The organism is Pseudoxanthomonas sp. YR558, assembly GCF_900116385.1.
Lineage (GTDB): Bacteria > Pseudomonadota > Gammaproteobacteria > Xanthomonadales > Xanthomonadaceae > Pseudoxanthomonas_A.
On record NZ_FPCI01000001.1, the window covers coordinates 1,573,426 to 1,586,084 of the forward strand.

Here is a 12,659-nt window from a genome sequence, read left to right on the forward strand (position 1 = left end):
GTGGGGTGGGACACGGCCCTACTCTACCCGATGCCCGACCCCACCGGCCAGCCGGCCGGAGGTCACCCCAGCAGCGGGCAATCCGCCGGCAGGTGCATGCGGACGCGTCCCGGGACGCAGGCCACGCGAAACCGAAGCGACTGCACCGGCTCACCATCCAGGTTGAGGGTCATCGGCGTTTCGGCGCTCAACTCCACCCAGGCGAGCCGGGCGCGTTCTGCGACGCGGTCCAACGCCGCATGCTTGCCGTCCTTGACCAGCGTGCCGACGGTGGCGGCGACTTCGCCCGAGAGTTCCGGGACGATGGTCAGGTCCAGCTGGCCATCATCGACCAGCGCATCCGGACACAGGGCCTGTCCGCCACCGGCCTGGCGTCCGTTGCCGAGGCCGAGTGCGATGAAGTCGCCCTGCCAGGCGAAACTCGGGCCTTCGATGCGCGCTGCCATCGGCTCGATGCGACCCAGCTTGGCGATGCCGGTGATCAGGTATGCCAGGCCACCCAGCATCTTCTTCAGGCCCTCATCGGTTTCCACGGTGACCTCGGTGCCGAAGCCGCCGCTGGCGAGGTTGGCGCACCAGTGCGGCCCGTCGTCGGCGTCGATGCGCAGCAGGTCCATCGGAGCCGCAACCGCATCGCGGACGAGGTGCAGTGCGGCCAGCGCCTCATCCGGAATGCCGGCCGCGGTGGCGAAATCATTGGCCGTGCCCATCGGCACCAGTCCCAGAGACGGCAATGCGTCGGCGGTCTCGTCGCGATGCGCCAGCGTGGTCGCCACTTCGCTCAAGGTGCCGTCGCCACCGGCCGCGATCACCGTGTCCACGCCATCGGCGATGGCTTCGGCGACATAGCGCTCGGCATCGCCGTCTTCCCAGGTCACGCGAACGTCGAGCGTGATGCCGTCTTCGCGCAGCGCTCCGACGGCCGCACGCAGATCGTCATCGCCGGCGGATTTTCCATTGAGGATCAGGCGCCAGCGGGGTGCGGTCATGGGGATTCCTTGGAGGACGCGCGAGCATAGCCTCTCTCCTGTAGGAGCGACGTGAGTCGCGACCGCACGCTACGGCTGGCAGGGAAACTGCGGATCCAGGAACTTCGGAACTCGGGGTCTACGGTCGCGACTCACGTCGTTCCTGCAACGGCAAAGCCGCTGTCACGGGCCCGTCACAGACGATGCGTAGTGTGGAAGGCCATAGCAGGGACGACGGGCGGAGGCAGGATCAGCCTCCAATTCTTCCGGGGCGGTGGCGAAAGCCATCGCCCTTCTGCTTTTCAGGCGCCGCGCGCGTCGGCGACGGCCTGGCGCATGCGATCGATCACGTCCTTGTAGTCCGGTGCATTGAAGATCGCCGAGCCGGCGACGAAGGCATCCGCGCCTGCCGCCGCGATCTGGCCGATGTTGTCGGCCTTCACGCCGCCGTCGATCTCCAGGCGGATGTCCTTACCGGTCTTGTCGATCATCGCGCGCACGGCGCGCAGCTTGTCCAGCGCCGATGGGATGAAGGCCTGCCCGCCGAAGCCCGGATTCACCGACATCAGCAGCACCAGGTCCAGCTCCGGCAGCACCCAGTCCAACACTTCGACGGGCGTTCCCGGATTGAGTACCAGGCCGGCCTTGCAGCCCAGCGACTTGATCAGCTGGATCGTGCGGTGCACGTGCTTCGAGGCTTCCGGGTGGAAGCTGATGATGCTGGCGCCGGCCTCGGCGAAGTCCGGGATGATGCGATCCACCGGCTCCACCATCAGGTGCACGTCGATCGGCGCGGTGACGCCGTGTTTGCGCAGCGCGCTGCACACCAGCGGGCCGATGGTCAGGTTGGGCACGTAATGGTTGTCCATCACGTCGAAGTGGACCCAATCGGCGCCGGCCTTCAGTACGTTGTCGACTTCCTCGCCGAGGCGGGCGAAGTTCGCGGACAGGATGGACGGGGCGATGATGCAGTTCGACATGGAGAGGCTCACTTGCGCTTGCGCTGGGTCTTGATGCGGTCGTAGGCGGCGTTGATCTCGCCGGCCTTCTGTTCGGCCTGGCGGCGCAGGTCGTCCGCCGCGCCGGCCATCTTGTCGGGGTGGTACTGGGAAATCAGCCGGCGGTAGGCCTGGTCGATCTCCGCATCGCTGGCATCGCTGGTCAGGTCGAACACGCGGTACGGGTTGTCGCGACTGAGCTTGAACCAGTCCTCGTCGAAAGCATGGCCGATGATCAGGCCCACCAGGCCGCCCAGCGGGTGGCGCATCAGCAGCCAACCGGCCACGAATCCCAGCAGTTTTCCGTACCAGCGCTTCATTCGGCCCGCCTTCTCCGGCAATCGCGCCATTTTACGGCACACACGGCCCCCAAGCGCCGTACACTACGCGGCCCGGTCCGGTACCCGGCCCCGCCACCCGCGGGTAGACGGCCGCCCCGGGGCACGGGCGCACGGCCTGCCGCACGCCCCCACGACGCTGTACCGCCTCGCTGGTTTCCGGACTCCCCAAGGAGTGTTTGTGCCCACGACGTTGCTTCAATCCGATCTGCCCGGCCTCACCCTGCGCCATCGCGGCAAGGTCCGCGACGTGTTCGACCTGCCCCGCGACCGCCTGCCTGCCGACGCCCCCGCCGGCGATTACTTGTTGATGGTCGCCACCGATCGCCTGAGCGCGTTCGACGTGGTGCTGCCCGACCCCATTCCCGGCAAGGGCGAGATGCTCTGCCAGATCTCCAATTTCTGGTTCGCCAAGACCGCGCACCTGATGCCGAACCACCTGACCGGCATCGACGTGGCCAGCGTGCTGCCGGCCGGCGTGGACGCCTCGCTGTACGCCAAGCGTGCGGTGGTGACGAAGAAGCTCAAGCCGGTGCCGGTGGAAGCCATCGCGCGCGGTTACCTGATCGGCAGCGGCTGGAAGGACTACCAGCGCACCGGCAAGGTCAGTGGCATCGAACTGCCGGACGGTCTGCGCCAGGCCGAGAAGCTGGCCGAGCCCATCTTCACGCCGTCGACCAAAGCCGCCGTCGGCGACCACGACGAGAACATCGACTTCGACGCCATGGTGAAGACCGTTGGCGCCGAACTGGCCGAGCGCGTGCGCGATGCCACCCTGCGCATTTACCGCTTCGCCGCCGATTTCGCGGCCGAACGCGGCATCCTGCTGGCCGACACCAAGTTCGAGTTCGGCACGGACGAAGACGGCCGCCTGTACATCATGGACGAGATGTTGACCCCGGATTCCTCGCGCTACTGGCCTGCGGACCAGTACGAAGTCGGCACCAGCCCGCCGAGCTACGACAAGCAGTTCGTGCGCGACTACCTGGAAACGCTGGACTGGAACAAGACCGCGCCCGGCCCCTCGCTGCCGGTCGAGGTCATCGAACGCACCCGCGCCAAGTACGCGGAAGCGCTGCAGAAGCTGGCCGGCATCATCGTCGACTGATCGGCGGCCCTCCCGCCGGACGGCCCGGCACACTCTGCCGGGCTGGGGTATGCTCCATACCCTGCCGCATTGCCATCCTCGGGAGGGATGAATGAACGCGACTGCGCAACGCCCGGTGGACCGCTGGTTCGCCAGCTACTCCGGCGACCACGTCAACGAAACCAACCAGCTGATCCATGTGTTCGCCGTGCCGGCGATCCTGTGGACGGTGGTGGCGCTGCTCTGGTGCATCCCGGTGTTCGGCACCTGGGTGAAATCCGGCATGTGGGCGGCGCTGGCGATGTTCGGCGCGTGGATGTACTACTACAAACTCTCGCGCCCGCTGGGCTTCGGCATGCTGGCGATCTTCATCGCGATGGCGTGGCTGACCCGCTGGCTGGAAAGCGTGCTCGGGCTGCAGAACCTGTTCTTCCTCGCGGTGACGGTGTTCGTGGTGGCGTGGATCGCCCAGTTCATCGGCCACAAGATCGAAGGCAAGAAGCCCAGCTTCCTGACCGACCTCACCTACCTGCTGATCGGGCCGGTCTGGGTACTCAGCAAGTTCTACCGGAAGATGGGCTGGAAGTACTGAGCGGCTAGCGGCCGCCCTCGCCCAGCGCGCGCGCATCGACCACGAAGGCGCGCGGCGCAAAACCGAAATCACGGCGCGCCGGCGCCACGTCGAACACCAGGTCCTCGCGCATGCGGGCCACGGCATCATCCGTGAGCCCCCGCATCGCGCCGGCCATCCGCGCGATCCCCAGCACCGCACGGAACACCGTCATCGGCAGTTCCCACAGCCGCACCGGCGGCGGCAGCGCCGCCAGCGTGCGCGCCACCATGTCGCGGTACGCGAGCGTTTCGCCGCCCGGCAGCGCGTAGGCCTGGCCGTGCGTGGCGGAGGCATCCACGACCGCGAGCGCGGCGTGCGCCAGATCGTCCACGTGCACCGGCTGGCGCTTTCCATCCGCACCACGCGGCAGCATAAAGAAGCCCATGCGCCGGCCCATCGCGGCGATGCGCGCCAGGGTCTGGTCGCGCCCCGCGCCATACACCAGCGTGGGTCGCAGCAGCGTCGCGGCGGCACCGCGGACGGAGGCAGTAACGAACACCGTGCGCTCTGCCGCCTGCAGTCGCGCGACGATGTCGCGCTCGTACGCATCGCCCGAGGCCTGTTTCGTGTCGAGGCTGGTGGAACCGAACGCGACCACGCGCGATGCGATCACGTCGCCACGCGCATACCACTGCGCGAAGCCATCCAGCGGCCCGGTGCTGAACATGACGTCCACGGTCGAGGGCAATCCTGCGATACCGGCGAAGTCGCCCTTCAGCCAGACGATCCCGGCAGACGACGGGCGCGGGTTGCGAGACACCGCGAACACTTGCCAGCCCTCGCCCGCCAGGCGCGCCAACAGCGCGTCCCCGATCTGGCCGCTGGCGCCGAACACCAGCGCCGTGCGCGAAGGGGTATCAGGCATCCGGGCGGGCGCCTTCGTCGACCGCATCAATGGGGCGCGGCGGTTCGCCACCCGGCATCGGTGGCCGCTCCGCCATGTGCAGCGACAGCGCCGCCTTGGCCATCAGGTGCGCGCTGATCGGCGCGGTGATGAAGAGGAACGCGGTGATAAGCAATTCGCGCGGCTGCGGATCGGTGCCCGACAGCGCGTGGTAGCCGATCGACGCGATCAGCACGCAGCCCACGCCCAGCGTGCTGGCCTTGGTCGGTCCGTGCAGGCGCTTGAAGAACTCCGACAGCTTCACCAGGCTGAAAGAGCCCACGAGGATGAAGAAGCTGCCCACGGCGAGCAGCAACACCAGCAGGATGGCGAAGACCCAGCTCATTCGACGATGTCCCGGCGCAGCACGTACTTGCTCAGCACCACCGTGCCGACGAAACCGAGCATGGCGATGATCAGCGCCGCTTCGAAGTAGACCGCCGTGCCCAGGTACATGCCGAACAGCATCAGCTGCGCGATCGCCGCCACGAACAATGTGTCCAGCGCGAGGATGCGGTCGGGCACGCTCGGGCCGCGCACGAGGCGGAACAGCGCCAGCAGCATGGCGATCCCGACGACGTGCATCGCGCCGACGATCGCGTACATCACCAGGGCCTGCGGCGTCATGGGAATATCTCCATCAGCGGCGCTTCGTAGCGCGTCTTGATCTGCCGTATCACTTCGTCGGCGTCGTCCAGGTTCAGCACGTGCACCATCAGATGACGCCGGTCATCCGACAACGCCGAGGACACCGTGCCCGGCGTCAGCGTGATGATGCTGGTGAGCGCGGCGATGCCGTGGATGTTGGCGATGTCCAGCGGCACCCAGATGAACCCCGGATGGATCTTCCGCTCCGGCCCCAGCACCTGCAGCGCGACGGTGATGTTGGCCTGCACGATGTCCAGCGCCAGCACCCCCAGCATGCGCGGCACGCTGCGCAACCGGCCGATCCGCGCGAACTCGCGATCGAGGCGCGCCGCGAACGGCGGGATGACCAGCGCCAACACCGTCGCCATCACCACCTGGCCAGCGCTGATCTCATCGTTCATCAGCAACCAGAAGCAGAACACCGTCGCGCTCAGCGGCAGCGACGGCAACCAACGCTTGCGCCAGCTCGCGACCATGCTCAGGGCTCCCTCAACGTGGGCATCGCGGCGCGCACCTGCTGTACGTAGTCGCCGGGCGATTGCAATTGCGCCGCGGTGGCCTGCGTGTAGTCCAGCAGAGGCGAGGCCGCCAGCACCAACGCCACGCCGTAGCCGAGCAGCAGCACGATGGCGGCGGTCTCAAGCGGGCGCGAAGGCGCATGCGCCAGGTCGCCGGCAGGCGTGAAGGCTGCGCGTGTTTCCGCACTGGCGTCCGGCCACGGTTCGGTGCGCCAGAACAGGCGCGTGCCGGCGCGCGCCAGGCCTACCAACATCATGAAGCTGGTGCCCAGCACCAGCAGCCAGACCCAGAAGGTGCGTGGACCTTCCGGTACCGCGCCTAGCAACAGCAGCTTGCCGATGAAGCCCGACAGCGGCGGCAGGCCCGCCAGCGACACCGCCGCGACCAGGAACAGCAGGCCCGGCACCGTCTTGCCCGGCAGCGCAGCGATGACGTCCTTGCGGTCGCCGGCGTGTCCGCGGCGACGGCGGATCAGGTCCGCCAGCAGGAACAGCGCGGCGCCGGCGAAGCTGCTATGCACCAGGTAGTACAAGCCCGCACCGATCGTCCCCGCGGTGTGCAGCGAGAACGCCACGAACAGCGTCGCCGCCGAGCCCAGCACCAGGTACGCCGCCAGCGCGCGCAACCGGTTGGCCGCCAGCACGCCGAGCGAAGCGAGCACCAGCGTGGCGGCGCCGAGTGCGAGCAGCGCGGGCCAGGCGAAACCTGCCAGCGGTCCCGCCGCGCCGAACGTCAGGGTGCCCAGCCGCAACACGGCGTACAGGCCGACCTTGGTCATGATCGCGAACAGCCCCGCGACCGCGGCTGGTGCGTGGGTGTAGGTCTCCGGCAACCAGAAGTACATCGGCAACAGCGCGGCCTTCGCGCAGAACACGACGAACAACAGGCCCGCCGCCGCCTGCACCAGCGCCACGTCGCCGGCAGGCAACTGCGCCACCCGCACCGACAGCTCGGCCATGTTCAACGACCCCAACAGGCCGTACAGCAGACCCAGCGCGATCAGGAACAGCGTCGAGGCCGCGATGTTGAAGGTCACGTAGTGCAGGCCCGCACGCATGCGATCGCCACGGCCACCGCTGAGCATCAACCCGTATGACGAGATCAGCAGCACTTCGAAGAACACGAACAGGTTGAAGATATCGCCCGTGAGGAAGGCCCCGTTCAAGCCCATCAGCTGGAACTGGAAGAACGCATGGAAGTGCGGTGCGCGCCGATCCCAACCCGCGCAGGCGTGCAGCAGGCAGGCCGCACCGAGCAGCAGGCCCACCAGCACCATCAGCGCGGACAGGCGATCGACCATCAGCACGATGCCCAGCCGCGCCGGCCAGTCGCCGAGCAGATAGACCTGCACCTCGCCGCTGGCCGCCTGCGCGACCATCGTGCCGGACACGCCCAGCATCGCCGCGACCGACAGCCAGGCGACGATCCGTTGCGGCACCATGCCGAAGCGGCGGTGTTCGAAGAACAACGCGATCGACGCGGCGAACAGCGGGATGAGGATCGGCAGGATGGGCAGGATGGGCAGGTGGCTCATGCGCCGTCCTCCGCATCGCCGTCGGTCTTCGCGAGCTCGCGCGCCTCGTCATGGCGGCGCTGTTCGGCGGCCTGGAATTCGCGCTCGGCCTTGCGGCCGTCCACGTGGTCGCTGTCGTTGTCGCCGCGGCTGCGGATCGCCAGCACCACGGTGACCGCCGTCATCGCGAAGGCGATCACGATGGCGGTCAGCACCAGCGCCTGCGGCAACGGATCGGTGTAGTTCGCCAGGTCGGTCGGCACGCCGTCGCGGAGGACCGGCGGCTTGCCCGGAACCAGCCGCCCACCGGAGAAGATCAGCAGGTTGGTCGCGTACGACAGCAGCGTCAGCCCGAGGATGACGTCGAAACTGCGCGCACGCAGCAGCAGGTACACGCCTGCCGCGGTCAGGATGCCGATCGCGCTCGCCATCGCCAGTTCCATTACGGTGCGGCCCTCATCAACGCATGTCTCCGGTGCGGGTGGAACGGTCGCCGGGCTCCATCACGCCCAGATGCGAGATGCGCGTGCGGGAAGGCTTGATCGTGCCGAGCATCGACAGGATCAGCATCGCACCGCCGAACACCACCAGGTACACGCCGGTGTCGAAGCCGATCGCGCTGGCCAGCGGTACGGTGCCGATCAGCGGCAGGTCGAGATCGAGGTGGCCGCTGGTGAGGAACGGCACCCCGAATCCCATCGAGGCCACGCCGCTCACGCCCGCCACGATCAGGCCCACGCCGATGCACTTGACGTAGTCGAAGCCGAAGCGCGACTCGACCGACGCCGCGCCCTGGATGACGTACTGCACCAGCAGCGGCACGGCCAGCACCAGCCCTGCGATGAATCCGCCACCCGGTGCGTTGTGGCCGCGCAGGAAGAGGAATACGGATACCGTCAGCGTCAGCGGGAACATGATCTGCGCCAGGTCGGCCGGCACCGGCAGCTGGATCGGCGGGCCCGACATCACCTTCTCCGGCGCCATCCGCGCGCGTCGCAGCAGCGCGTGCACGATCAATGCGGCGATGCCGAACACGGTGATCTCGCCGAAGGTGTCGAAGCCGCGGAAGTCCACCAGGATCACGTTCACCACGTTGCTGCCGTAGGCCTCGGGCAGCGAACGCGCCAGCATTTCACCGCTGATCGTGTCGCCGGGACGCGTCATCACGGCATAGGCCAACGAACCCACGCCCAGTCCCGCGGCCAGCGACACGACGATGTCGCGCAGGCGCCTGCGCGGCGTGCGCTCGGGCGGCGAACGCGGCGGCAGGTAGTGCATGCCCAACAGCAACAGCGCCAGGCTGACCATTTCGACCATCAACTGGGTAAGGGCCAGGTCGGGCGCGGACAGGAAGACGAAGGTGAGGCTGACCACCAGCCCCGCGCCGCCCAGCACGATCACGGCGAGCAGGCGCTGCCGGTACAGACGGATCGTGTAGACCGCGCACACCACCAGCACCAGCCACAGCAGCCAGCCGAGCAGCGGCATCGGTTGCGGCGCGCGCCACGCCAGCGGCGGCGATACGCCTGCGATGAAGGGTGCCGCGCCCGCCGCGAGCGCCGCGAGCACGAGGAACAACAGGCTGCGTTGCAGGCTGCCGTTGGCCACGCGTGCCGTGAAGCGTCCCGCCACTGCGTACAGGGCTTCCATGTTCCAGCGGAACAGGTTCCGGCCGAACGACCGCCGCACGATCGCATGCAGGTCGAACAGGCGCCTCAGGCCGAAATACAGCAGCACGCCACCGGCGATGCCGGCCAGGCTCATCAGCAGCGGCGTGTTGATGCCGTGCCATACCGCGAGACTGTAGTCGGGCATCGCCGGGCCAAGGATCGCGCCGGCGCCTGCCTTCAGCACCGGCGCCACGGTGAAGGCCGGGAACATGCCCACCGCCACGCATAGCACCACCAGCACTTCCACCGGGATCTTCATCCAGCGCGGCGGCTCGTGCGGGGTGGTGTCCAGCGCGCGCGGGCCCTCGCCGAAGAACGTCTCGTAGACGAACCGCAGGCTGTAGGCGACGCCGAAGATGCCGTACAGCAGCGCCGCCACCGCGATCGCATCGCGCATCACGCGATGGCCGGGGATGTCGATCGCTTCGGCGAAGAACATTTCCTTCGACAGGAACCCGTTGAGCAGCGGAATGCCGGCCATCGCCAGCGACGCGACGATGGCCAGCGCACTGGTCCACGGCAGGTAGCGCCGCAGGTTGCCCAGCCGGCGCATGTCGCGGGTGCCGGTTTCGTGGTCGATGATGCCCGCCGCCATGAACAGCGAGGCCTTGAACGTGGCGTGGTTGAGGATGTGGAACACGCCTGCCACCACGGCCATCGGCGTGGAGATGCCGAACAGCAGCGTGATCAGCCCGAGGTGCGAGATGGTGGAATACGCCAGCAATCCCTTGAGGTCGTGCTGGAAGATCGCGAACCACGCGCCGATCAGCAGCGTCAGCGCACCGACCGTGGTCACCACGTAGAAGAACATGTCGGTGCCCGCGAGCGCCGGATGCAGGCGCGCGAGCAGGAACACGCCCGCCTTCACCATCGTGGCCGAATGCAGGTAGGCCGACACCGGCGTGGGCGCCGCCATCGCATGCGGCAGCCAGAAATGCAGCGGGAACTGCGCGCTCTTGGTGAACACGCCCGCCAGCACCAGGGCCAGCGCCCAGGGATACAAGGTGCTTGCACGGATCAACTCGCCCGACGCCAGCACCACGTCGAGGTCGTAGCTACCGACGATGCGCCCGATCAGCAGCACGCCGCCGAGCAGCGCGAGACCGCCGGCACCGGTGATCGCCAGCGCCATGCGGGCGCCTTCGCGCGCATCCTGGCGATGCGACCAGAAGCCGATCAGCAGGAACGAGCTGATGCTCGTCAGTTCCCAGAACACCACCAGCAACAGCAGGTTGCCGGCCAGCACCACGCCGAGCATCGACCCCATGAAGAGCAGCAGGCTGGCGAAGAAGCGCGGCGCGCTGTCCTTCTCGCTGAGGTAGTAACGCGCGTAGATCACCACCAGCACGCCGATCGCCAGCACCAGGCCGGCGAACATCCAGGCCAATCCGTCGAGGCGCAGGGTGAAATCCAGGCCGATCTGCGGCAGCCAGGCGTGCTCGGCGCGCAGGTTCCAGCCCTGCAGCACGCTCGGCGTCATCCACGCCAGCAGCACCAGGCCCAGCAACGGTGCGAGCCCGGCCAGCCATGCGGTCGCGCCGCGCGGAAGGCCGCGCGCCAGCGCCACCACCAGCGCGAGCACAAACGGCAGCGCCAGCAGGATTTCAAGAAAAGGGATCATCAACCGCCTTGCGTTGCAGGGAATGCGTCATTCACGAGCAATCCGCCCGAGTTTAACAAACCCGTCACGCCCTGCCTGACCCGCGGTTCAGGCCAGCAGCGCGATCTCCAGCACCAGCCAGCCGAAAAAGGCGATGAGCAAGAACGCGCCTTCCCGCCGGCTGATGCGCAGGTCGCCGCGCAGCATCGGGTAGAGCACGATCACGAAGGCGATCGCGGCGGGCAGTTCGAGCCGCACGAACGACTCCGGCAAGGGCAACGGTCGGAACGCCGCCATGCCACCCACCACCACCAGCAGGTTGAACAGGCTGGAACCGATCACGTGCCCCGCCACCATGTCGCCCTGCCCGCGACGGGCCGCCATGGCGGCCGCGGCAATTTCCGGCAGCGCGGTGCCGATGGCGACCGGCAGCAGGCCCGTGAGCAACGGCGAGAGACCCCAATGCGCACCGATCACCGGCGCGCCCTGCACCACGAAGCGCGCGCCGTAGTACAGCAATACGGCCGCGACGACGAAACGCAGCAGGTTCATCCACAAGTCGGTACGCGTGCTCGCGTAGGCCTCGATCTCGGCGCGCACCGCGGCATCCTCGCTGCGCGCGCGCGCCAACAGGAACGCCACCATCGCGACGAAGGCGAGCAGCAGCACCATGCCTTCGATGCGGCTGACCATGCCATCGAGGCCGAACACGATCAGCGCCAGCGTGGCGATTGCCAGCAACACGAGGACCGGGGACAACAGGCGCATGCGCACCACGACCGGCGCGATCACGGCGGCCAAGCCGAGAGTCAGGCCGAGGTTGACGATGTTGCTGCCCACGGCGTTGCCGAGCGCGAGTTCCTGGGAACCCACCCACATCGCACGCGCATTGACCGCCAGTTCCGGCAGCGAGGTGCCGAAGGCGATCAGCAGCAGGCCGGCGATGAAGGGCGAGGCGCCGACGCGTTGCGCGAGCCCCGAAGCGCCCTTGACGATGGAGTCACCGCCCAGTGCCAGCAGCACCAGCCCCAGCGCGAAGTATCCCCAAGCTTCCGTCATGGCCCCGCACTCCCCTCTTGGATTGCAGGGATTCTATGCCGCCCCGCTTCCTCAGGAACAGCCTTCGACGTACTCGACCTGCGGCGACAGGCCCACGCGCCATGAGGTGACCTTGCCGGCGGCGTCGGCTTCGAAGATCAATTTGGTCGGTGCGACGTCACCCGCATCGATGGACAGGTACTGGCCGCCCTGCACGTACTTGTGCGGCGTACCCTTTAGCGCGCCGCCGTAGAGCTTCTGCAGCTCCTCTACACTCATGCCCACCTTGCCGCCGCCCGGCGCGGTTTCCTTGTCGATACCCACGTCGTAACGGACGAACTTGCCCTCTTCCATCATGAAGGCGAAGTCGGCAGGACGGCTGATCCACTTCGGCCACAGGTAGTGGCACGTGGTGCCCTCCATCGGCGCGCCGTTCAATTCGCCGCCCCAGGCCGCACGCGCTTCTTCAACGGTGCTGCCCAGTTTCATGTCGCCGTAGCCGAGGAAGCTGGCCTGGCTCACAGGACCCGCCGGCGCCGCCGTGTCGTCGACCGCCGGCACCGGGGCCGGCGTCTCTGCCACCGGGGTGCTCGCCGCCGTGGTCAACGGGTCCGCATCGGCCGCGGCGGGCGCCTCCTCGCGCTGGCAGGCGGACAACAGGGCAGCGACCATCACGATCGGCAGCATCGACTTCATCGGCTCTCTCCTATGCACAAACCTGAAGACTAACGTTTACGCGTTAAGTCACCGCGAACGCCCGGCTGTCATCGGCACTTCATGGCGA

The 12,659-nt window shown here is 67.8% G+C and carries 14 protein-coding genes; 2 read left to right on the forward strand and 12 right to left on the reverse strand.

What is annotated here, in order from left to right:
* Window positions 1–62 precede the first annotated feature (62 nt).
* The 3 genes from yegS to BM365_RS07605 all read right to left on the reverse strand — a co-directional run bounded on the left by yegS (window position 63) and on the right by BM365_RS07605 (window position 2,286).
* Window positions 63–989 carry a lipid kinase YegS gene (gene yegS, locus BM365_RS07595; RefSeq protein WP_093487996.1) on the reverse strand — a complete coding sequence of 309 codons (927 nt, stop codon included), beginning with the start codon at window positions 987–989 and terminating at the stop codon, window positions 63–65.
* A gap of 281 nt (window positions 990–1,270) precedes the next feature.
* Window positions 1,271–1,948, reverse strand: a complete 678-nt coding sequence (gene rpe, locus BM365_RS07600) for a ribulose-phosphate 3-epimerase (RefSeq protein ID WP_093487999.1) — start codon at window positions 1,946–1,948, stop codon at window positions 1,271–1,273.
* An 8-nt stretch (window positions 1,949–1,956) separates the two neighbouring features.
* Window positions 1,957–2,286 carry a J domain-containing protein gene (locus tag BM365_RS07605; protein WP_093488001.1) on the reverse strand — a complete coding sequence of 110 codons (330 nt, stop codon included), beginning with the start codon at window positions 2,284–2,286 and terminating at the stop codon, window positions 1,957–1,959.
* Between the two features lie 199 nt (window positions 2,287–2,485).
* On the opposite strand from BM365_RS07605, the gene BM365_RS07610 reads away from it, so the two are divergent.
* Window positions 2,486–3,412 (forward strand): phosphoribosylaminoimidazolesuccinocarboxamide synthase, encoded by a 927-nt coding sequence (locus BM365_RS07610; RefSeq protein WP_175502051.1) that lies wholly within the window; start codon window positions 2,486–2,488, stop codon window positions 3,410–3,412.
* 91 nt (window positions 3,413–3,503) lie between these two features.
* Entirely contained in the window at window positions 3,504–3,983 is a 480-nt protein-coding gene (locus tag BM365_RS07615) for an Mpo1 family 2-hydroxy fatty acid dioxygenase (protein WP_093488007.1), read from the forward strand.
* A gap of 4 nt (window positions 3,984–3,987) precedes the next feature.
* Here BM365_RS07615 and BM365_RS07620 read toward each other — a convergent pair whose 3' ends face one another.
* The 9 genes from BM365_RS07620 to BM365_RS07660 form a co-directional block, all read right to left on the reverse strand.
* The gene (locus tag BM365_RS07620; RefSeq protein ID WP_093488010.1) at window positions 3,988–4,869 is read right to left on the reverse strand and encodes an SDR family oxidoreductase; all 882 of its coding nucleotides are present in this window, start codon (window positions 4,867–4,869) and stop codon (window positions 3,988–3,990) included.
* Entirely contained in the window at window positions 4,862–5,233 is a 372-nt protein-coding gene (locus BM365_RS07625; RefSeq protein ID WP_093488013.1) for a Na+/H+ antiporter subunit G, read from the reverse strand. Before BM365_RS07625 ends, BM365_RS07620 begins: the two co-directional genes overlap by 8 nt.
* Window positions 5,230–5,514, reverse strand: a complete 285-nt coding sequence (locus BM365_RS07630; RefSeq protein ID WP_093488016.1) for a K+/H+ antiporter subunit F — start codon at window positions 5,512–5,514, stop codon at window positions 5,230–5,232. Before BM365_RS07630 ends, BM365_RS07625 begins: the two co-directional genes overlap by 4 nt.
* Window positions 5,511–6,011 (reverse strand): Na+/H+ antiporter subunit E, encoded by a 501-nt coding sequence (locus BM365_RS07635; protein ID WP_093488019.1) that lies wholly within the window; start codon window positions 6,009–6,011, stop codon window positions 5,511–5,513. The genes BM365_RS07630 and BM365_RS07635 overlap by 4 nt, the downstream gene beginning before the upstream one ends.
* A gap of 2 nt (window positions 6,012–6,013) precedes the next feature.
* A complete protein-coding gene (locus BM365_RS07640; RefSeq protein WP_093488021.1) occupies window positions 6,014–7,588 on the reverse strand; it encodes a monovalent cation/H+ antiporter subunit D in 1,575 nt (524 codons plus the stop codon).
* A complete protein-coding gene (locus BM365_RS07645; protein ID WP_093488023.1) occupies window positions 7,585–8,010 on the reverse strand; it encodes a Na+/H+ antiporter subunit C in 426 nt (141 codons plus the stop codon). Before BM365_RS07645 ends, BM365_RS07640 begins: the two co-directional genes overlap by 4 nt.
* Before the next feature lie 16 nt (window positions 8,011–8,026).
* On the reverse strand, window positions 8,027–10,858 hold the full coding sequence (locus BM365_RS07650; protein ID WP_093488025.1) for a monovalent cation/H+ antiporter subunit A: 2,832 nt from the start codon (window positions 10,856–10,858) through the stop codon (window positions 8,027–8,029).
* An 87-nt stretch (window positions 10,859–10,945) separates the two neighbouring features.
* Complete coding sequence (locus BM365_RS07655) at window positions 10,946–11,896, reverse strand: calcium/sodium antiporter (RefSeq protein WP_093488028.1); 951 nt, start codon at window positions 11,894–11,896, stop codon at window positions 10,946–10,948.
* Between the two features lie 51 nt (window positions 11,897–11,947).
* Window positions 11,948–12,571 carry a lectin gene (locus BM365_RS07660; protein ID WP_233210925.1) on the reverse strand — a complete coding sequence of 208 codons (624 nt, stop codon included), beginning with the start codon at window positions 12,569–12,571 and terminating at the stop codon, window positions 11,948–11,950.
* Window positions 12,572–12,659: the final 88 nt, after the last annotated feature.

Coding starts and splice junctions, on each gene's coding strand:
- BM365_RS07630 (WP_093488016.1), bottom strand. CDS start 5,514: ATGACGCCGCAGGCCCTGGTGATGTACGCGATCGTCGGCGCGATGCAC.
- BM365_RS07650 (WP_093488025.1), bottom strand. CDS start 10,858: ATGATCCCTTTTCTTGAAATCCTGCTGGCGCTGCCGTTTGTGCTCGCG.
- yegS (WP_093487996.1), bottom strand. CDS start 989: ATGACCGCACCCCGCTGGCGCCTGATCCTCAATGGAAAATCCGCCGGC.
- BM365_RS07645 (WP_093488023.1), bottom strand. CDS start 8,010: ATGGAACTGGCGATGGCGAGCGCGATCGGCATCCTGACCGCGGCAGGC.
- BM365_RS07655 (WP_093488028.1), bottom strand. CDS start 11,896: ATGACGGAAGCTTGGGGATACTTCGCGCTGGGGCTGGTGCTGCTGGCA.
- BM365_RS07635 (WP_093488019.1), bottom strand. CDS start 6,011: ATGGTCGCGAGCTGGCGCAAGCGTTGGTTGCCGTCGCTGCCGCTGAGC.
- BM365_RS07660 (WP_233210925.1), bottom strand. CDS start 12,571: ATGAAGTCGATGCTGCCGATCGTGATGGTCGCTGCCCTGTTGTCCGCC.
- BM365_RS07640 (WP_093488021.1), bottom strand. CDS start 7,588: ATGAGCCACCTGCCCATCCTGCCCATCCTGCCGATCCTCATCCCGCTG.
- rpe (WP_093487999.1), bottom strand. CDS start 1,948: ATGTCGAACTGCATCATCGCCCCGTCCATCCTGTCCGCGAACTTCGCC.
- BM365_RS07620 (WP_093488010.1), bottom strand. CDS start 4,869: ATGCCTGATACCCCTTCGCGCACGGCGCTGGTGTTCGGCGCCAGCGGC.
- BM365_RS07615 (WP_093488007.1), top strand. CDS start 3,504: ATGAACGCGACTGCGCAACGCCCGGTGGACCGCTGGTTCGCCAGCTAC.
- BM365_RS07625 (WP_093488013.1), bottom strand. CDS start 5,233: ATGAGCTGGGTCTTCGCCATCCTGCTGGTGTTGCTGCTCGCCGTGGGC.
- BM365_RS07605 (WP_093488001.1), bottom strand. CDS start 2,286: ATGAAGCGCTGGTACGGAAAACTGCTGGGATTCGTGGCCGGTTGGCTG.